The sequence below is a fragment of the Hyphomicrobium sp. DMF-1 genome (genome assembly GCF_027886585.1).
Classification (GTDB): domain Bacteria; phylum Pseudomonadota; class Alphaproteobacteria; order Rhizobiales; family Hyphomicrobiaceae; genus Hyphomicrobium_C; species Hyphomicrobium_C zavarzinii.
On sequence record NZ_CP115706.1, the window covers coordinates 4,672,792 to 4,690,923 of the forward strand.

Here is an 18,132-nt window from a genome sequence, read left to right on the forward strand (position 1 = left end):
TATTGCTGGTGTTGTTTGTGGCAAGCCCACTCAAAACAGCTTGTTGAGGCTGCGTTGAATTTGGCGGAAGCCTTTGGACACGGAGCGCGCGAGCGAGGGTTGCTTCTTGTATCGGCGGGACGTGCGGCGGCGCTCGGGCGGTGAGGCTTTGTAATGCGTCGCTGCGGCGGCCGTTCCTGCAGCGGCCAGTGCTGCCGCCTCGCCTGTGCCGAGCGTGTCGCTCCCAGGCTCGGGCTCAACGGCCGCGGTCTCGACGGAGGTTGCGTCGGACGGCTGCCTCTCCTCCACCGAATAGCGACGATCCTCGCTCCGGAACTTCGGAATGGAGGCTTCGGTCTCGACCGGAGCGCGCGTCACATCGCGCTGCTCGTCAGAACGGCGTTGCTCGATGCTCGCGGTTTCCGTTCTGCGCTCGCGTCCGCGTCTTTTTTCCTCCGCTCCGGCGGACGCACCGTCCGAGCATGATGTGGTGTTGTGCGTTTCGAGAAGAACGAGGAGCACGCTGTCCGGGCGGTCGACCGGGAGGCGCGCGTTCACCAGGGTCGTGAACTCGGCCATCGCCTTGCGCGTCGGCACGCTCCAGACGCCGTTGACAGGCCCCTGATAGCATCCGGCGCGCTTCAACTCGGTCTGCACGGCGCGCGTCACCGATACGGCATCATCGAAGCGCATGGCGGACGCGCTGCCCGGCGACGACGGGCGCATGGCGGGCTCGGGAGCAGGCGGTGTCAGCGCGACGGGTGTAAAGACGGGGCCGTTCACGACAACCGCATCGGCGGGGACATCATCGGCTCCGCGCATCACGCCATAGAGCACCGCGAGCATGGCCAGCGCCACGCCTCCGGCTGCCACCAATGCGGGCACGCTCAACGCGGCTTTTGCCGCAACGTGCTGCCGAAGAGCCTCGAAATCAAAACGCATCACCACCCCACCACGCGATCAGCCTGCCGCTCAGGCATCGCCTATGCTCTCACTCCATCCCCGTTCGTCCCGCACGGCGAAGAGGATAGCACACGTGGAGGACAACGCGGGACTGCGCGTATCGTTTCTCCTCCGCGCAGTTGCAGGCGTGCGGCGCTTGTTTCGCGCATTCGTGGGCTTGTGCTCAGAAGGGCGCAAGCTCGCGAGCCGAGATGACGCGCGCAGCGTGGGGTTATTTGTCTGGACGCAGGAAGCGCGAAGCGACCCAGCCCTGCCGGCCCTTGTAGTCAACGCGGCACCATTCGAGCTTGGCGTTGGCGCGCTCGTCGGCCGTCATCGTCATCCAGCGGTCGAGGCTCGGCTCGGGCTTCAGGCATCCGAGCCCTTTCAATCCGCGCGCCTTCGGCGGGATATCGGCCAGGATCCGGCTGTCGCCGTGCGGCACGTCGCGCATGTGCAGCGTGTCGTTGTCGGCAACGCCCGTCACCGCCCAGTACTGAGGCGGATCATCGGCGGATGCCGGCAGCGGGTGGCAGAGCGCGATCAGAAGAGCGGACGCGGTGAGAATGCCGGCTCCGCGGCGGATGTTTGGAGTGTCCATTGTTCCCCCAATGGTTCCTTTGTTCCGCACGCGGGCAGATGGGCCGAAAAATTGGACCTCGCTGTGGCGGCGGACGGCGCGGGAAGGCCCCTCGCCTCTTGCGGCGGCATGGGGGACATCCCTATCTCCGGATAAGCACTTGGAGACGCTCTGGTTCCACGTGAGCGCGCCTGGTGCGGTTCGGGATGTCGCGCTTCTTCTCGGGAGACCCCCATGGCCTTTGAAGACGTCAAAGCGGAGATCGGGCTTCTGCTCACACAGATGCAAAACGAGCCGGAGGACAGCCACGAGCTTTACCTTCAGCTCAAGGAGCGGCTCAACGAGCTCAAGGCCTACGGTCTGCCGATCCCGGAAGACCTGAAGGATCTCGCGGCCTCGCTGGAATCGGATTTCGAGGAGGACCGCGGCAGCGCCGCCTGAGACGCCGCGCCGTCTTTCGCAGGGCCCGCCAAGCGGCCAATCTGGTGATCCTCGACTTCGCGCCGTGTGCGCTGGAGCCCCAAGGGCTTCAGCTCTGCGAAGGCGTGCCCGCCAATTGACCCCGCCCACCGAACGGACAGCCAGTAATGACCGACGATATCGATCGTGAGGACGTATTGCGGGGCGGAGAGGTGCTTCGCCTGGCGACGCTGGCCGTCGGCAGCATCCAGATCATTGGCTTTCTGCTGTTCGCGCACTTGAAGCTGCAATCGCTCGATCCGCTCGGCTCGTCAGCTGACGAGAGCATGGGCATCGCAATCGCGCTTCCGCTGCTCCTCTTCACGATTCCGGGCCTGCTGCTGGCCTGGCTCGGCCGTGCACCGAGGATCGCCCATGCCCTCGTATGGCTGGCGCTTCCCGTGGCAGGCGTGCTGTGGGCTTGAAGGCTCCGCTTTTCTGATCAACATTCAGTCAGTTGATATCACTTCTATTTTTTGCCTATTTTCGCGATAAGAATATCTTTTCTATCCGATAAAATTACCTGATGTACAGATCACGAACTTGCGATTTGTCGTTATCAGGGGGTGCGACTATATACGCCCTAGATCTAGACGGGCTGGCGGCCCGCTGGTCATTGGATCCCTAAGGAGGAATTGCCATGAAGACCTGGATGAAGCCCTCGGTTCGCGAGCAGGAAGTCGGCCTCGAGGTTACCTCGTATCTGCCGGCTGAGATCGACATCATCTAAGTCGATCGGCTTTTTGTCGAATTAGACGGCGGTCGCCAAAGCGGCCGCCGTTTTTATTTTGTGTCATTACTTTGTGTCATTGCGTTCATACGCTGACGGGTTTTTTAATCGGATCTTCATATCCGCCCGCTCCGGTTTTCGGCGAACCTCCCGCTTCTGTTTTTCGGACTGCTTTGCGCGGAAATTAGATCGCGCCTTCTCTTCTCGCATGAGGGGCATCACACGGGCACCGCTTCCCTTCACATGTGCGTGTTCCCGCGCGTGGCGGCTGCCGACAACCCCGCGATTTTAGGCGCTTCGCACGCCCTCTTTCCTCTGCCGCGCTCCCCCCGTATCGCGGACTTCACTCGCTCCCAGACAGCCTTTTTCCGCGTTTTTCTCGCCTGCTGCGGAGGTTTCACGCGTGTTTCGTGACACGCATTCGAGGCCGAAACTGGTACACAGTAGCATCAGCCTGCCTGATAGAACGCGAATGAAAATACGATTGGAAATCAGGCGGTCACCTGCCTATTTAATACCCGTGCGCAGACGCATCTCGTCTCGCATGTTTTTAAGGAGGAACTACCCATGAAGACTTGGATGAAGCCGTCGGTTCGCGAGCAGGAAGTTGGCCTCGAGGTCACTTCGTACCTGCCGGCCGAGATCGATATCATCTAATATCGATCGTCTTTCGGTCTTTAGCGCGGCGGCCGCTGTTCAGCGGCCGTCGCGCTTCTTTTTTGGGCACGCGATCGCATAAGCCTGCACACTGACCTTTAGAGGTGTAGACCATAATTCATCTCTTCGGCTGGTCAGGAGGGGAGCAGACCGGTAACTATGTGGCGTTCACAAAAAGGACCCCTCCGCCCGTGCTAATCCGAGACGCTGTTCCGAGCGACGAACCCTCTTGGCGCCAGCTTTGGGCCGGCTACCTGGCCTTCTACGAGTCCGAGCTGCCAGACGAGGTGACAGCCAAGACCTGGGAGCGGCTGATCCGCCGCCAGGACGGGCTGTTCTGCCGGGTTGCCGAGACATCGGGCGAGGTGTGCGGCTTCAGCCTTTCGGTGCTCCATGCGGGCACCTGGACGACCGACCCCGTCTGCTATCTCGAAGATCTCTTCGTCGCGCCCGAGCGGCGGGGGCGCGGTATCGGCGAAGCGCTGATCCGCGATCTCGTCACAACGGCCAAGGCCAAGGGCTGGTCGCGCCTCTACTGGCACACGCGGACTTCGAACGCGGCGGCGCGCAGCGTTTACGATCGCTTTACGCTCGCGGACGATTTCGTCCGCTACAGGCTCATTTTCTAACTCTCCCGGCGCTAGGGTCCGGCGACCCGGAACGCGTCTTGCTTTGCTCCTCAGCATCAGCCGTCGTGTGCCGCACTGGTACGGGCCGCTCCCCAATCGAGGCGCAAAATGACACGTTCAGAGAAGAGTTCCGAAGCCCGTCTGGCTTGGGTCGATGTGGCGAAAGGCCTTTGCATCATCCTCGTCGTGATGATGCACGCCACGCTCGGCGTCGAAAAAGCCATCGGCTCGGAAACGAGCCTTCATGCCTTCATCGACTGGGCGCGGCCGTTCCGGATGCCGGACTTCTTTCTGATCTCGGGCCTGTTCCTCGCTGCCCGCATCGATCGTCCGTGGCGCAGCTACCTCGACACCAAGGTCGTGCATTTCGCCTATTTCTACGTGCTGTGGCTCACCATCCAGTTCGCGCTCAAGGCGCCGGGCATGGTGCAGGAGAGCGGCGCGACGGCGACGCTTCAGGACTACCTCGCGAGCTACCTCATCCCCTTCGGCACGCTTTGGTTCATCTATCTCCTGATGGTCTACTTCGTGGTCGCAAAGCTCCTGCGCCCCGTGCCCAAGTGGATCGTGCTGGCGGTCGCGGCGCTGTTGCACGTGGCAGCGCCCGAGAGCGGCGTGTTCATCGTCGACGAGTTCTCGAACCGCTTCGTGTTCTTCTATTCGGGCTACGCGCTCGCGCCCTTTATCCTGTCGTTCGCAGACAGGCTGCGCGCAGTTCCGGCGGCCACAATGGCGCTTGGCCTCGTCGTGTGGGCCGCGTTCAACGCTGTGGGCGTCACCTCAGGCGTCGCGCTCGTGCACGGTCCGGATCTCGTGTTCTCCTACATCGGCATCGGTGCGGTGATCGCGTTCAGCGTGCTCGTCACGCAGCGTACGGCCGGCGACGTTCTGGCCTACTGCGGGCGCAATTCGATTGCCGTCTACCTCGCCTTCACCGTGTTCATGGGACCGGTGCGGATCGTGCTTCTGAAGCTCACCGGCGGCGAAGCGGCTGCGGCCATCGCACTTCTCTCGGCGCTTGCCGGAATCGTGGGGGCGCTGGCGCTGCAGTGGGCCGTCAAGGGCACGTGGGCGGGCTTCCTGTTCACGCGGCCGGACGCGTTCCGCCTCACGCCGCGCCGCGAGCCACTGCGTGAGCCGCAGGCCCAGCCGACCGCAGCCTAAGGATCGGACCGGGGTGCCGCTTCAGAGCGGCATCTCCGGCTCCTTCTTGGCCTCGCGCTCCAGGCGGTCGATGCGCTCCTTGAACTTCTTGACCATGCCTTCGACGTAGTCGAACAGCTTGTCCACGTCGCGCTCGTTCGGGACAGGCAAATCGCCCGGAGGGGCCGGCACCGCTTCCGCGTGAGGCTCGCCCGCCTCCGGCTCTTTTACGGAAGGGCCGCCGAGGGCGCCGTCGCGCAGGCGTTTTTCCGCTTCGAGCGCCCGCTTCTCACCCTCCAATTCCTCCACGCGCTTCTTCAAGGCGCTCTCGGTCTCGGGCATCTCCTTGCAGGACCACTCGCCCTCCTTGCCGGCGCAGAACGACATGGCGCCGGTCTCGCGATCGAGGCGAATGACGCCGCCTTCGGTGGGAGACATCGTGTAGCGGCCGGACTCGTTTCCGGCCGCCCAGGCGGGCGCGGCAAGGACGACGGCGAGCGAGCCCAGAAGCCACGGGCGGCGGCCATGGTTCCAGCCGCGACGAGACATATTGCTCACGGAAATTCTCCATTCGTTACATGGCAGGCTTTGGCTCAAGCATAGCAGCCGTTTGTGACCGCGTCCGCGCCGTCGCCCCCTAAGGCCAACGAATCACTTCGCACGCCACGGGGGCGCTCGCCCTGCCAACACCCTCATTTAATGGCCGATTTCCTGGCTCCAAGAGGGACTTAACTGAACATTTACTGACGGCTGAGACCTTCACACTGTTCGGGTTTCTGCTTGTGCCTCGTCTGACCCTTCTCGCACGCTTCAGCCCGGCAAGACGGGGCGGTTTTTGATCCGCCTTCGACTCCCTCAAGGGAACGGCCGGCCGTGGGCGCCGCATTCACCGTGGGGATCGTGATGTTGCATACAGAACAACAGAAATGGCCAGCCTCTCAGGGGGCCTACGGCTATTCTGGAATGCCAGGCGGCCCCAACCGGCTCGTGCATGAGCTTGCGCGCGAGATCGAGGAGACACAGCGGCGCCAGGGCGAGACCATCGCCAGCATCGTCGAGCGGCTTCGCGCGCTGGATCTGCGCCGCCCCGACCAGACGCATCCGGCCGGCGAAGAGCCCTGGGATGCGGCCAGCGCCGAAGCGCTGATGCGGACCTACGAGACCGACGCAGCATCTCAGCACGCTGCCGCGACAGAGGCCCAGGACCGCCAGGATTGGCTCGGCCACCGCTTCTACGACATCGCCGATCGCATCAAGCGCACGCTGGCCGACCTCAAGCCCGGCAGCACCATGATGCTGCTGGAAGAGCGCCTCGATCAGTTCCAGAAGCACATCAGCTCGGCGCTGGAAGACGTGGTGCGCCGCTCGGATCTCGACGGACTGCGGCTCATCGAGACCCATATCAGCTTTCTCGGCGACAAGCTCGATGAGCTGGATCGCCACGTGGCACGCATCGACGGCATCGAAGCCGATGTGCGCAGCGTGATGGAGCAGGTGTCGGACGAGCGCATCGCGAAGCTGCTCGACTACGACACGCGCTTTGCCGCCGACATCGAAGCGGTGGCCGTGCGCGCCGCCGAGGAAGTGCACGCGCGTCTTGGCCAGGATGGCGAGCGCGCAAGCGCGGAGGCCGCGCGCCATCAGGAGCTGCGCGACCTGATCGAGGCTTCGATCCAGGACCGGCGCCAGGCGGAAGCCGCGGCGACGTCTCTGGTGACCGGCCTTTCGGGACGCGTCAACGCGCAGGCGGACCGCTACGACGAGCTCAAGGTGCTTCTGGAACAGGCGATCCAGGAGCAGCGCCAGAACGAGCAGACCGCGTTCGGTATGCTCGACACGCTGCAGCAGGCGATGGTGCGCATCCTCGACCGGATGGATTCGCTCGAGCAGCAGGGCCATCCCGCGACCACCGCGCCGTGGCCCGTGGCCGAGCCTGCCGCCGAGACGCAGATGTTCGCCTCGTTCAACGACGAGCCCGCCCGGCGGTATGCGGCGGCTCCGGCCCCTGCCGACATTGCGCCTGCCGACTTTTCCGCCAGCCGCTTCCAGGATCGCTTCCACGATCAAGGTGAGGCGGCCGATCCCATGCTGGTCGCGCCCGTCGAAGTGCCTTCGGTCTTCGCCGCTCCTGCCGACGCCGACGTGTCCGCATCCACCGACGAGGCCGCATCGCCCGTCGATCGCCTACGCCGCGACTTCATCGCGGACGCACGCCGCGCCAAGCTCAAGGCGGCGGCCAACCGGGCCGAGGCGATCGCCGAGAAGACTGAGGTTTCGCGCCGCCCGGCCGCCGAGCCCGCCCGCGCAGCTCTCGCCCAGGCCGCCCGCCTGCCGTTCGCCGCAGGCGCGGGCCGCTTGTTCGGCGCTTCTCCCAAGCTCCTCGCGGCCGCGCTGGCCTTCGTCGTCGCCATCAACGGCGGCATCCTTCTGCTCAACCGGAAGAGCAGCCCGCCGCCTGCGCCGCAGATCACGATCCAGCCCGAGGGTATCGGCGCCGAGCCGGAGGCCCCGGCGGCCAGCGGCTCCGAGGCAGCGCCTCAGCAGACGCCGGAGCCCGCTCCGAATACGGCCCCGCGCTCCGATCTCACGGACGACGAGACCGGCTTTGCGCAGTTCGTGCCGCCGGCCGCGACGGCTGAACCACAGCAGGCCGACCCCACCGGCAGCTCGGCGCTTACGCCCTACGGCTTCATGGACGACGTGCTCGATCCGCCCGCGCTCGAAACCAGCGGCGCGCCGGCCTCGCCTCCGCGCGGCATGACGATTGCCGGTGCCAACGGCGCCGTGCCGGATGCCATGGTGGCGGACGTCTATCAGCAGCAGGTGCTGGCGAGCCTTTCCGGCAAGCTCGGCACGATCGCTGCGGCACAGTCGCCGGACGCGCTGCTTCCGGAGCAGAGCGGCCGCGTCGAGACGGCCTACACCGAGCCCGCAAGCACGCCGGATACGGTGGATGGCGCACAGCGCTCGAGCGCGCTCGACCTGCCGCCTGCAACGGTTGGGCCGCTTTCGCTTCGTCTCGCGGCTGCAAACGGCGATGCTTCGGCGGAATTCGAAGTTGCCGCACGCCTTGCCGAGGGCAAGGGAACCTCGCAGGACTTTGCAGAAGCGCTGCGCTGGTATCAGCGCTCGGCCACGAAAGGCTTCGCGCAGGCTCAGTATCGCCTGGGAACGCTCTATGAGCGCGGCCTCGGCGTGACGAAGGACATCGGACGCGCGCGCATCTGGTACAGCCGCGCCGCCGAGCAGGGCAACGTCAAGTCGATGCACAATCTCGCTGTGCTTGCTGCAGGCGGCGAGCAGGGCGAGCCCGACTACGCCACTGCCACGCAGTGGTTCACAAAGGCTGCCTCACACGGCCTCTCCGACAGCCAGTACAATCTCGGCGTTCTGCTCGAGAACGGTCTCGGCGTGAAGGCCGACCGGGTCGAAGCCTACAAGTGGTATGCGCTCGCGGCGAAGAACGGCGATACGGATGCGAAAGCCCGCCGTGACGAGCTCAAGGGCACGCTGAGCGCGAGCGACCTCGCCATCGCCGAGAGCCTCGTCTCGTCGTTCAAGGCACAGACACCCGTTCCGCTGGCCAACGATGCCCGCGCGGCCGGTGAAGACTGGAAGAAGCGCGTGAACAACGACGCGAACGGTTAAGATTTCCGGCGGGGCGCGTTGCCCCGCCCGAAATCCGTCAATCGCCGGCGCATCTTGCGGGCCACTGCGCACTGGCACTCGCGGCAAAGGTTCAATACGATGATGCGGCGGGGCCGCACATGTCCTCGCGCCGTTCCAGGGCGGGCGGACGGTGCCATGCCGTTCTCCATCCCTCCGGGATGGCTGTGAAGCCTCATCGCGCGATACCGGCGTAACAGCTCCCCACGCATGCACATCTATCTGCCGATCGCCGAGATGTCCGCCAACGTGCTGCTATTCGTTGGCATGGGCGCAGCGGTGGGCTTTCTCTCCGGCCTGTTCGGCGTTGGCGGCGGGTTTCTGATGACGCCGCTTCTGATCTTCTCCGGCATTCCTTCCGCGGTGGCGGTCGGCACCGGTGCCGCGCAGGTGGTGGCTTCCTCCGTCTCGGGCGCGATGGCGCAATATCAGCGCAACAACGTCGACATCAAGCTCGGCGTGGTGCTGCTCGCGGGCGGCGTCGCGGGCTCGGTCATCGGCGTCAAGATGGTGCGCATCCTGAGCCTTGCGGGCCAGTTCGATCTCTTCGTCGCGCTCGCCTACGTGACGTTCCTCGGCGTGATCGGCATCCTGATGCTGATCGAGAGCATAAATGCCTTGCAGAGCGCGCGCCGCGGTCGGCCTTACTCCATGCGCCGGCCCGGGCAGCACAACTGGATCCATGGTCTGCCGCTCAAGATGCGGTTCCATCGCTCCAAGCTCTACATCAGCGCCATTCCGCCGCTGATGATCGGCGCGTTTGTCGGGTTTCTCGGCGCAATCATGGGCGCAGGCGGCGGCTTCATCATGGTTCCCGCCATGATCTACCTGCTGCGCGTGCCGACCAACGTGGTGGTGGGAACGTCGCTGTTCCAGACGGTGTTCGTCTCGGCCGTGACGACCATCATGCAGGCGAGCGAGAATTACAGCGTGGACGTGGTCCTCGCGCTGTTGCTGATCGTGAGCGGCGTGATCGGTGCGCAATATGGCGCGGCTGCCGGAGCCCGGCTCAGAGGCGAGCAATTGCGGTTGCTGCTCGCGGCTCTGGTGCTGCTCGTCTGCTTCCGCATCGGCTGGGATCTCGTGGTGACGCCGCGGGAATTGTTCAGCATCACCGCAACGCTCGGGGGGATGTGATGACGCCCGTCCGCCCCATCCCACGAGGCTGGCTACGGCTTATTCCGCTGATGGGCGTGATGGTGGCCGGGCTCGGGCTCGCGTCTGTGCCCGCGAGTGACGCTATCGCGCAGGAGCCGGGGGCGACGGACAAACGGGTGCCTCCGGTCAAGACGCCACGCAACCGCAAGACGGAGCGCACCGCAGCGAAGACCGATCAGGCGCCTCCCCGGGAGGCTGTCGAAGCCGATGTTTCGACGCGGACGATTGCCGTCACCTCGGCCTTCACGGGCACCGAGATCGTCGTGTTCGGCTCGGTGGTCAACAGCCGCCAGCCGAGCGCGGAAGCCGGATACTACGACGTGATCGTCGTCCTCGAAGGGATGCCGACCCCGCTGCTCGCACGCCGCAAATCCAACGTGGCGGGGCTATGGGTCAATACTGAGTCGGTGGCTTACGAGAGCGCGCCGAGCTACTACGCCATCGTCTCGACACGGCCCATTGAGGAAATCGCCGACGAGCCGCTGCTCGAGCGGAATGCGATCGGGCTCGATTTCGTGCGCCTCGCGCCGGCCGCGAAGTCGGCCATCGAGACCGACCCAGAAGAGCTCAAGGCCTTCAAGGATGCCGTCATCCGGCTGAAGCAGAAGGAAGGGCTCTATCTCAAGGAAGACTATGCGGTGATCTTCATGGGCAAGAGCCTGTTCCGCAGTTCCATCTCGCTGCCGGCGAACGTTCCCGTGGGGCCGCTCACGGCGCGCGTGTATCTGTTCCGGGAAGGGGAATTGCTCAGTGCGTTCCAGTCTCGTGTGCGGCTCGAACGGTCTGGCATCGAGCTGTGGCTCTACCGCTTTGCCATGCGCCAGCCTGCGCTCTACGGCCTGTTTGCGGTGGCGGTGGCGGTGGGTGCGGGGCTTCTTGCCTCGGCCGCATTCCGGCGGCGGGACGCAGCTTAGAGCGCGATCAATTTTTATTGGATCAGAATCGCGCTCCCGGCGCTTTAACGGGAGCGATGATTCACGCTTCGGACTGATAGGGTCCGAAGCGATCATGGTCTCTTTTGTTAGACCGATGATTCACGCTTCGGACTGATAGGGTCCGAAGCGATCATGGTCTAGTCTTCCTTCAGAAGACGTGCGGCGATCGGGTAGAGGCCTTCCTGGCCCATGACGAGCACGGACAAGCCGTCGTTGCCGAAGAGGGGCGCGAACGCGTCGTCGAGCACGTTCAATCCGCCCGCGTAGGTGCCGAAGGCCGGCAGCACGAGGCGATTGCCGTTTCCGACGAAGCAGGGACGGCGGATGACGTGGCCGTGGAAGGAGACGCGCGCTGCGGGATGAAGGTGGCCCGCGATCTCATGGGTGACGGGGCTTGCCGCCGGCTCATGACGGAAGGTGATGCCGGACACCGTGATCTCAGGCAGCACTTGGCCCCCGAAGCACTCCGCGATCACCGGGTCATGATTGCCGTTCAGCCAAAGCCACTCGCGATCCTCCTGGAGGATGGCCAGCGTCTCGCGATCCTTGTCGCACATGCGCTCGCCGGCATTGCGGTCGTGGAAGCTGTCGCCCAGGCAGATGACGGTCGCGGCCTGATAGGCATCTAGCGTGGCAGCCAAGCGCTCCAAGGTAGCGGCAGTGTCGTAGGGCGGGAGCAGAACGCCACGAGCGGCGAAGGAGGAGCCCTTTTCGAGATGGAGGTCGGCGACGATCAGCACGTCCTCGGCCGGCCAGTAGAGAGCGCCCGATACATCCGCCAGGAACGAGCGGCCCGAGATGGAGATCGGCTGCTGGCTGAACTCGCCGACGTCGAGACGCTCCGGCTTGAGCTCGAGCAGTTGTGTCGTGTTTCTCACGTCACGTCCTCTTCTTGCCGCTGCCATCGAGCCGCATCGCTTCGGCGATCAGCTCCTGGGCTGCTTCCCTCAGGAGATCCTCCCGCGCGATGCGCGCGACGGGCTCGACACCAATCTCGATCAGGATCGGAACCGATAGCGGCGAGACCCGATCTAGAGCTTGATGCCTGACTCGCCCGCGCGTGCGGGCCAGGAATTGCCCCAACCGAGCAATATCCAACAACCCCGTGGCCGCATCCTCCCAGGCGGCTTCCAGCAGAATATGGCCGGGATCATGGCGCCTCAGCACGTTGTAGACGAGATCGGTCGACATCGTGACCTGGCGGCCACTCTTCTCGCGCCCCGGATGGCGGCGCTCGATGAGCCCGGCGATGACCGCCACGGTGCGGAAGGTGCGGCGCATGAGGCTCGATTCCGCAAGCCAGGCTTCGAGATCGTCGCCGAGCATATCCTCGGCGAACAGCCTATCGAGTTCTAACGTGCCGTCGGCGATGCGTTGGGAGAGATCGCCCAGCCCCCAGATGGCAAGGCCATAGTCGTTGGCGACGAAGCCCATGGGGCGCGCGCCATCCCGTTCGAGCCGCCGCGTCAGCAGCATGCCGAGCGTCTGGTGGGCGAGACGCCCTTCGAACGGATAGGCGACCATGAAGTGGCGATTGCCGCGCGGAAACGTCTCCACCAGAACGTCGTCGATGCCGGGGAGCTGCGAATAGCCATCCTGAAGGCGCAGCCATTCCGCAACCGGAAGCGGAAGGCCTTTCCATTGCTTCCTATCGGCCAGCATGGCGCGCACGCGTTTCGCGAGATGCGTGGAGAGCGGGAACTTGCCGCCGGCATAGCTCGGGATCATGGCATCCGCGCCCGGCGCACGGGTGACGTAAGCCTCCGTCTCCTCCATGCCCTCGAAGCGCAGGATCTCTCCGGCGAACACGAAGGTCATGCCCGGCGAAAGCTGCTCGACGAAGTATTCCTCCACCTCGCCCAGAACGCGGCCACCCATGAGGGGACGCGCGCCGGGCTGGCCGGTCGTCTTCCGGCGGCGCTGCCCGACCAGGCGGATCTTGATCATCGGCGCTTCGACGATGGTGCCCGCGTTCATGCGGTATTGGCGTATGAGCGAGGGATGGGCGAGGCGCAGGTGGCCGTCACCGGTGGGGCGCAGGCGCGCGAAACGCTCGTAGGCCTTGAGCGCGTAGCCGCCGGTCGCCACGAAGTCCACCACGCGGTCGAAGCGGTCGCGCGTAAGGGCGGAATAGGGCGCGGCGGCGCGCACCTCCTCGTACAGATCTTCAGGCCGGAACGGACCGCTGCAGGCCATTCCGAGCACATGCTGAGCCAGGACATCGAGGGCGCCGCTGCGGGCGATGTAGGTGTCCTGCTCCCCGGCCTTCGCGGCTTCGAGAGCGGCGCGGCATTCGAGAACCTCGAAGCGGTTTGCGGGCACGAGGAGCGCTTCGGACGGCTCGTCGAGACGATGGTTGGCGCGGCCGATGCGCTGCGCGAGGCGGGACGCGCCCTTCGGCGCGCCGACGTTCACCACGAGATCCACATCGCCCCAGTCGATGCCGAGATCGAGCGTGGACGTTGCGACGACGGCGCGCAACTGCCCCTCCGCCATCGCCTTCTCCACCTTGATGCGGCGCGCCTTGTCGAGCGAGCCATGATGCAGCGCGATCGGCAGGTTGGATTCGTTGATGCGCCACAGCTCCTGAAACACCATCTCCGCCTGCATGCGCGTGTTGACGAAGACGAGCGTCGTCCGGTGCGCTTCGATGGCGCGGTAAATGTCGGCCATGGCGTAGCGCGCCGAGTGACCGCCCCACGGCACGGGCTCCTCGATTTCCAGGATCGCGATTTCTGGCGCTGCGCCTCCCTTCGCGACGACGACATCGGCCATCGTGCGCATGAGATCCGGCGCAGCCTGAGGCACGAGATAGCTTCTCAGCTCCGACGGCCGGGCGACGGTCGCCGAGAGGCCGAGCGTCATGAGGCCGGGGGCGAGCGTGTGAAGGCGGGAGAGGCCGAGTGAGAGCAGGTCTCCGCGCTTCGAGGGGGCGAGGGCGTGCAGCTCGTCCAGGATAATGGTGTCGAGGTCGCCGAACACGTAGCCCGCGTCCGAGCTGGACAACATCAGCGCAACCTGCTCGGGCGTGGTGAGCAGGATGTGCGGCGGCTTCACCCGCTGGCGGGCGCGGCGCGCGACGGAGGTATCCCCCGTGCGTGTCTCGATCGCGACCTTGAGACCCATCTCCGAGACGGGCGCGACGAGGTTACGGGATATGTCCTCGGCGAGCGCCTTCAGCGGAGAAATGTAGAGCGTGCGGAGGCCCGCCCCCTGCTTCGGCCGCTTTGGCGCCTCGGAAAGCGCGATCAAGCTCGGAAGGAAGCCAGCAAGCGTCTTTCCGGCGCCGGTGGGAGCGATCAGCAGGGTCGAGCGGCGGGCCTTGGATTGGGCGATCAGGGCGAGCTGATGCTCACGGGGGCTCCACCCGCGGCGGGCAAACCAGGCCGCGAACGGATCGGGAAGGACCATCCCGGCCGCTTTGGCCTCCTCAGCCTTTACGCCCTTCGCGGCCCGCCGCCTGCCCGCCTTCTCGGATACGCCCGTCACGCGTTGAGACTTCCTTCGCTCCCGCCGATGGTTATGCTACATGGGAGCCGGTTTTCCGGCCCGCTCGCAAAGGGATTTCGCCTCATGGACCGTAACACGATTTTTGGCGGAAACCCGCTCGGGGTGCTGATCCGCCTCGCCCTGATCTCGCTCGCCGTCGGCATCGTGATGAAGGCGCTCGGGATCGACCTCGGCAATTTCTTCCAGCGCATCAACGAGCTTTTGCGCAACATCTATGATCTTGGCTTTGGCGCCGTGGAATGGGTGCTCGAGTACATGCTGCTCGGCGCGCTGGTGGTGATCCCGATCTGGCTGATTGCCCGCGTGGTCGGGGCTTCGCGCTCCAAGACGGAATAACGCACCTCAGATTTGCTTGGCGGCCCATTCGGCGGAGCGCGTGCCGGTCAGCTCCGAGAGCGTCCGCACGCCGCGCTCGGCGCACGCCTTCGCAAGATAGCTCGTGATGCGGCCGATGAGGCCGGGGCCTTCGTAGATCAGGCCCGTGTAGAGCTGCAGCAGCGTGGCGCCGGCCTCGATCTTGGCGAGCGCCGTCTCTCCGCTATCGATGCCGCCGATGCCGATCAGCGGCACCTTTCCGGCCGTCGCCTCGTAGACGCGCGCAAGCACGACCGTGGAACGATGGAACAAAGGGCGGCCGGAGAGCCCGCCCGCCTCACGGGCGGCCGGATCGGTCAGCCCGGGCCGGGCAAGCGTGGTGTTGGAGAGGGCGATGCCGTCGGCGCCGTGCCGCAGCAAGGCCGCCACGACCGGCTCCACCGCGTCCTCCGCGAGATCCGGGGCGAGCTTGACGACGATGGGGCGGCTTGGTGCGCCCGATGCCACCTTCGCCGCGCGGGCGGCCATGATGCGGCCCAGCAGCTCGTCGAGCGCATCGGGGGCCTGAAGGTCTCGGAGGCCGGGCGTGTTGGGCGAGGAAATGTTCACCGTGAAATAGCTGGCGACGCCGTAGAAGGCCTCGATGCCGGCCACGTAGTCGGCGGCACGGTCGGTGCTGTCCTTGTTGGCGCCGATGTTGACGCCGATCACGCCACGGCGGGCGCGCGCGGTGAGGCGCTTCAGGGCGGCGGCGTGTCCGGCATTGTTGAAGCCGAGCCGATTTATGACAGCCCGCTCGGGGATAAGACGGAAGACGCGCGGGGCCGGATTTCCGCTCTGCGGGCGAGGCGTCGTGGTACCGACCTCCGCGAAGCCGCATCCGAGGCCGAGCACGGCATCCGCCACGCGCGCATCCTTATCGAACCCCGCGGCAATGCCGATGGGATTGGGAAGGTCGAGCCCCCATAGGCTGCATCTGAGAGCGGGGGCTTCAGTACCCGGGCAGCGCGGGTAGACTCCCAGCTCGAGCGCTCGCAGGGTCACCTCGTGCGCAACCTCGGGCTCGAGTGCGAACAAAACGGGACGAGCGAGGCCCGCGAGCGCGCCGATCATGATACGAGCTCCTGAGGTATCTGCGGCACGCCTTCGCCGTTCAGAGGCAAGGGGCGCTGCCACAGCGCGAGCGCTGTCGCCAGCTCTCCATAGAGATGCGGAAACAGCGCGCCCCCGCGGGACGGCTCCCAGACGAGCGCCGCACCCAGAGCTTTCTCATCGAATGCAACGATCAGAAGATCAGCGACGCCTCTGAAATGCTTGGCGGCCGTGCCTTGAAGCTGCTCTGGCGCAGAAAAATGGATGAAGCCGTCGCGCATGTCGTCGGGGGAGCCACGGTACACGCCTTCGCGGCAGGCCTGCGCCCACGCTTCCTGCCCGACAATCTTGAAAATCATGATCCCGTCCGGTGTTGATGACGCGCGCCGCACCGGTCGCGGATGCGAAGGGGCGCGGTAATGTTCCTATCCTTCACGTGGCAATACGCTACATTTATCCGCTCGTCTCCGGCCATCGATCTCGTGTACAATTCACCGGCAGAAACGTGGTAGCGGTCCCGGCTTGGCGGAGGGTTGCGGAGCGGGGTCATAGCACGTGCTGCGGGGGTTCTGCGCAACCTCAAAATTCATTGCGAACGGCGATCCGAGGGACATTTTCCAGTCCTGCCCGTGGTGCGCGCGTCACGGGATGGAGAGGTTTGTTTTTCACGATACGGGAAGGCGAGGACGTTCTGCGTGCACGAGGTTATTTCTGTCGGCGTCGTATCGCTCCAGGATCTTTTTTCCGACGCCTACCACTTCAGGCTCCCGTACTTCCAGCGTGCCTACGCGTGGCAGACCGCCGAGATCGGCCGTCTTCTGTCCGACATCACGGGCGCCATGCGCGCCAACCAGGGCCAGCGCGGCTACTTCCTCGGCAAGCTGATGGTGGCGAAAAAACAGGGGCAGCCTGAGACGGCGCTCGTCGACGGGCACCAACGCGTGATGTCGCTCACCCTGCTGTTTGCCGTGCTGCGCGATCTCGAAAGCGATCCGGTTCTGCAGAGCAAGCTCAACGGTTTCATCCGCGGCAAAGACGTGCGCCTCAGTCCGCAGGACGCCATGGCGCTCTCCTGCGAGCGCTTCGTGCAGACGCCTGGCTCCACGACGGTGGACCCCGAGGACGACTTCGACGCGCTGTCGGAGACCGAGCGGAACGTCATCGAGAACCGCAACTATCTTCGCGCCGAGCTTTCGAGCTTGGAGTACACGCCGGAAGTCAGGCGCGCGCTCGTCACCTACCTGGCGGAGAGATGCTGTGTCATCGTCGCCTCGGTCGAGGACGAGGAGGAAGCCTGGTCGTTCCTTCGCACGGAGGAGGAGACGCGCGTCGATTTCAGCAAGTCCGATCGCGCGAAGTTCAGCCTGCTTTCCATCGTGCCGCCGCCCGAGCGCGCAGACTGTCAGAAAATCTGGGAAAGCTGCGAATCCATCCTCAGCGCGAACGACATGCACGCGCTGCTCGGCCATCTGCGCACGCTCAAAAGGAGAAAGAGCAGCGGCAAGCCGATCGAGATCGACATCGCGGAGGCTTATACGTTCAACGTCGCAGGCGCCGGCCGCACGTTCCTCGAAGGTACGCTGAAGCCCGCCGCGGAACGGCTCGCGGTGCTGCGACGGACCAGCGACCGCAAGGATGCACGAAAGCTGCCGGCGCTTTCAGAGCGGCTCGGCTGGATCGATCCGCAGCTCTGGGTTCCGGCGGCGCTGCTCTGGCTCGAACGGCCGCGCGATCAGGAAGAGACGCTGCTCTTCTTCAAACGGCTCGAGCGGCTGGTCTGGATGATGAAGATCGCGGGCTTCGATCCCACGAAACAGCACAACCGCATCCTGCAGCTCCTCGGCGAAATCGAGCGTGTGCCGACGGTCTCGCAGATGCGCGAGCTTGACATGACGTCGACCCTGCGCGACATGGCGATCTCCAACCTGCGCAGCACGTCGTTCGATGCCAAGCACTACAGCGGGCGCGTGCTGCGGCGCATCAGCATCGCGCTCGGACAGGACCCGGGGCCCATCGATCGCAGCGCGCTCACCATCGAGCACGTCCTGCCACGCGGCTTCGCCGTAAAGAGCGGCTGGCGGAAGCACTTCCCATCCGCACGCTCGGTCAAGGACTATTCCCACCGGCTCGGCAATCTCACGCTGCTCTCGCCCGAGGACAATCAGAAGGCAGATACGCTCGAGTGGGAGACCAAGCGCTCGATCCTGTCGCGGTCGCCCTATGTGCTCTCCAAGCGGCTCGCGGAGGCGGCGGACTGGACGCCCGCGCAGATCCTCGGGCGCACCGAGGAGCTGATCGGCATCCTGTTCAAGGACTGGGACATCAAGTTCTAGAGCC

General features: G+C 65.1%; 18 protein-coding genes. 11 read left to right on the top strand and 7 right to left on the bottom strand.

The window, feature by feature from the left end:
- Window positions 1-30: 30 nt before the first annotated feature.
- Together PE058_RS21685 and PE058_RS21690 are read right to left on the bottom strand one after the other, a co-directional pair.
- The gene (locus tag PE058_RS21685; protein ID WP_271029499.1) at window positions 31-921 is read right to left on the bottom strand and encodes a hypothetical protein; all 891 of its coding nucleotides are present in this window, start codon (window positions 919-921) and stop codon (window positions 31-33) included.
- A gap of 232 nt (window positions 922-1,153) precedes the next feature.
- On the bottom strand, window positions 1,154-1,522 hold the full coding sequence (locus tag PE058_RS21690) for an SH3 domain-containing protein (RefSeq protein ID WP_271029500.1): 369 nt from the start codon (window positions 1,520-1,522) through the stop codon (window positions 1,154-1,156).
- A 213-nt stretch (window positions 1,523-1,735) separates the two neighbouring features.
- Between PE058_RS21690 and PE058_RS21695 the strand changes: the two genes are divergently transcribed.
- The 6 genes from PE058_RS21695 to PE058_RS21720 all read left to right on the top strand — a co-directional run bounded on the left by PE058_RS21695 (window position 1,736) and on the right by PE058_RS21720 (window position 5,140).
- Complete coding sequence (locus PE058_RS21695) at window positions 1,736-1,942, top strand: hypothetical protein (protein ID WP_020087991.1); 207 nt, start codon at window positions 1,736-1,738, stop codon at window positions 1,940-1,942.
- A 146-nt stretch (window positions 1,943-2,088) separates the two neighbouring features.
- Window positions 2,089-2,385 (top strand): hypothetical protein, encoded by a 297-nt coding sequence (locus PE058_RS21700; RefSeq protein ID WP_020087992.1) that lies wholly within the window; start codon window positions 2,089-2,091, stop codon window positions 2,383-2,385.
- Window positions 2,386-2,600: 215 nt separating this feature from the next.
- On the top strand, window positions 2,601-2,690 hold the full coding sequence (gene pqqA / locus PE058_RS21705) for a pyrroloquinoline quinone precursor peptide PqqA (protein ID WP_020087993.1): 90 nt from the start codon (window positions 2,601-2,603) through the stop codon (window positions 2,688-2,690).
- 567 nt (window positions 2,691-3,257) lie between these two features.
- Complete coding sequence (gene pqqA, locus PE058_RS21710; RefSeq protein ID WP_020087993.1) at window positions 3,258-3,347, top strand: pyrroloquinoline quinone precursor peptide PqqA; 90 nt, start codon at window positions 3,258-3,260, stop codon at window positions 3,345-3,347.
- Between the two features lie 191 nt (window positions 3,348-3,538).
- Window positions 3,539-3,976, top strand: coding sequence for a GNAT family N-acetyltransferase (locus PE058_RS21715; RefSeq protein ID WP_020087994.1), 438 nt, complete (start codon window positions 3,539-3,541; stop codon window positions 3,974-3,976).
- 108 nt (window positions 3,977-4,084) lie between these two features.
- The gene (locus PE058_RS21720) at window positions 4,085-5,140 is read left to right on the top strand and encodes an acyltransferase family protein (protein ID WP_271029501.1); all 1,056 of its coding nucleotides are present in this window, start codon (window positions 4,085-4,087) and stop codon (window positions 5,138-5,140) included.
- 21 nt (window positions 5,141-5,161) lie between these two features.
- Here the strand turns inward: PE058_RS21720 and PE058_RS21725 are convergent, their stop codons facing one another.
- Complete coding sequence (locus PE058_RS21725; RefSeq protein WP_271029502.1) at window positions 5,162-5,677, bottom strand: hypothetical protein; 516 nt, start codon at window positions 5,675-5,677, stop codon at window positions 5,162-5,164.
- Between the two features lie 345 nt (window positions 5,678-6,022).
- Here PE058_RS21725 and PE058_RS21730 point away from each other — a divergent pair, with 345 nt between their 5' ends.
- The 3 genes from PE058_RS21730 to PE058_RS21740 all read left to right on the top strand — a co-directional run bounded on the left by PE058_RS21730 (window position 6,023) and on the right by PE058_RS21740 (window position 10,857).
- Window positions 6,023-8,767: a tetratricopeptide repeat protein gene (locus PE058_RS21730; RefSeq protein WP_271029503.1), complete on the top strand. Its 2,745-nt coding sequence runs from the start codon at window positions 6,023-6,025 to the stop codon at window positions 8,765-8,767.
- A gap of 228 nt (window positions 8,768-8,995) precedes the next feature.
- Window positions 8,996-9,922: a sulfite exporter TauE/SafE family protein gene (locus PE058_RS21735; RefSeq protein ID WP_271029504.1), complete on the top strand. Its 927-nt coding sequence runs from the start codon at window positions 8,996-8,998 to the stop codon at window positions 9,920-9,922.
- On the top strand, window positions 9,922-10,857 hold the full coding sequence (locus tag PE058_RS21740) for a TIGR02186 family protein (RefSeq protein ID WP_271029505.1): 936 nt from the start codon (window positions 9,922-9,924) through the stop codon (window positions 10,855-10,857). The genes PE058_RS21735 and PE058_RS21740 overlap by 1 nt, the downstream gene beginning before the upstream one ends.
- Window positions 10,858-11,015: 158 nt before the next feature.
- Here the strand turns inward: PE058_RS21740 and pdeM are convergent, their stop codons facing one another.
- Window positions 11,016-11,783, bottom strand: a complete 768-nt coding sequence (pdeM, locus tag PE058_RS21745) for a ligase-associated DNA damage response endonuclease PdeM (RefSeq protein ID WP_020088000.1) — start codon at window positions 11,781-11,783, stop codon at window positions 11,016-11,018.
- Complete coding sequence (locus PE058_RS21750) at window positions 11,758-14,289, bottom strand: ligase-associated DNA damage response DEXH box helicase (RefSeq protein WP_271030638.1); 2,532 nt, start codon at window positions 14,287-14,289, stop codon at window positions 11,758-11,760. The genes pdeM and PE058_RS21750 overlap by 26 nt, the downstream gene beginning before the upstream one ends.
- Window positions 14,290-14,451: 162 nt before the next feature.
- On the opposite strand from PE058_RS21750, the gene PE058_RS21755 reads away from it, so the two are divergent.
- Entirely contained in the window at window positions 14,452-14,724 is a 273-nt protein-coding gene (locus tag PE058_RS21755) for a DUF6460 domain-containing protein (RefSeq protein ID WP_020088002.1), read from the top strand.
- Between the two features lie 6 nt (window positions 14,725-14,730).
- Here PE058_RS21755 and PE058_RS21760 read toward each other — a convergent pair whose 3' ends face one another.
- Both PE058_RS21760 and PE058_RS21765 read right to left on the bottom strand, forming a co-directional pair.
- Window positions 14,731-15,816, bottom strand: coding sequence for a quinone-dependent dihydroorotate dehydrogenase (locus PE058_RS21760; RefSeq protein ID WP_271029506.1), 1,086 nt, complete (start codon window positions 15,814-15,816; stop codon window positions 14,731-14,733).
- Entirely contained in the window at window positions 15,813-16,154 is a 342-nt protein-coding gene (locus PE058_RS21765; protein ID WP_271029507.1) for a DUF952 domain-containing protein, read from the bottom strand. The genes PE058_RS21760 and PE058_RS21765 overlap by 4 nt, the downstream gene beginning before the upstream one ends.
- Before the next feature lie 336 nt (window positions 16,155-16,490).
- On the opposite strand from PE058_RS21765, the gene PE058_RS21770 reads away from it, so the two are divergent.
- A complete protein-coding gene (locus PE058_RS21770) occupies window positions 16,491-18,128 on the top strand; it encodes a DUF262 domain-containing protein (protein ID WP_020088005.1) in 1,638 nt (545 codons plus the stop codon).
- Window positions 18,129-18,132 lie beyond the last annotated feature (4 nt).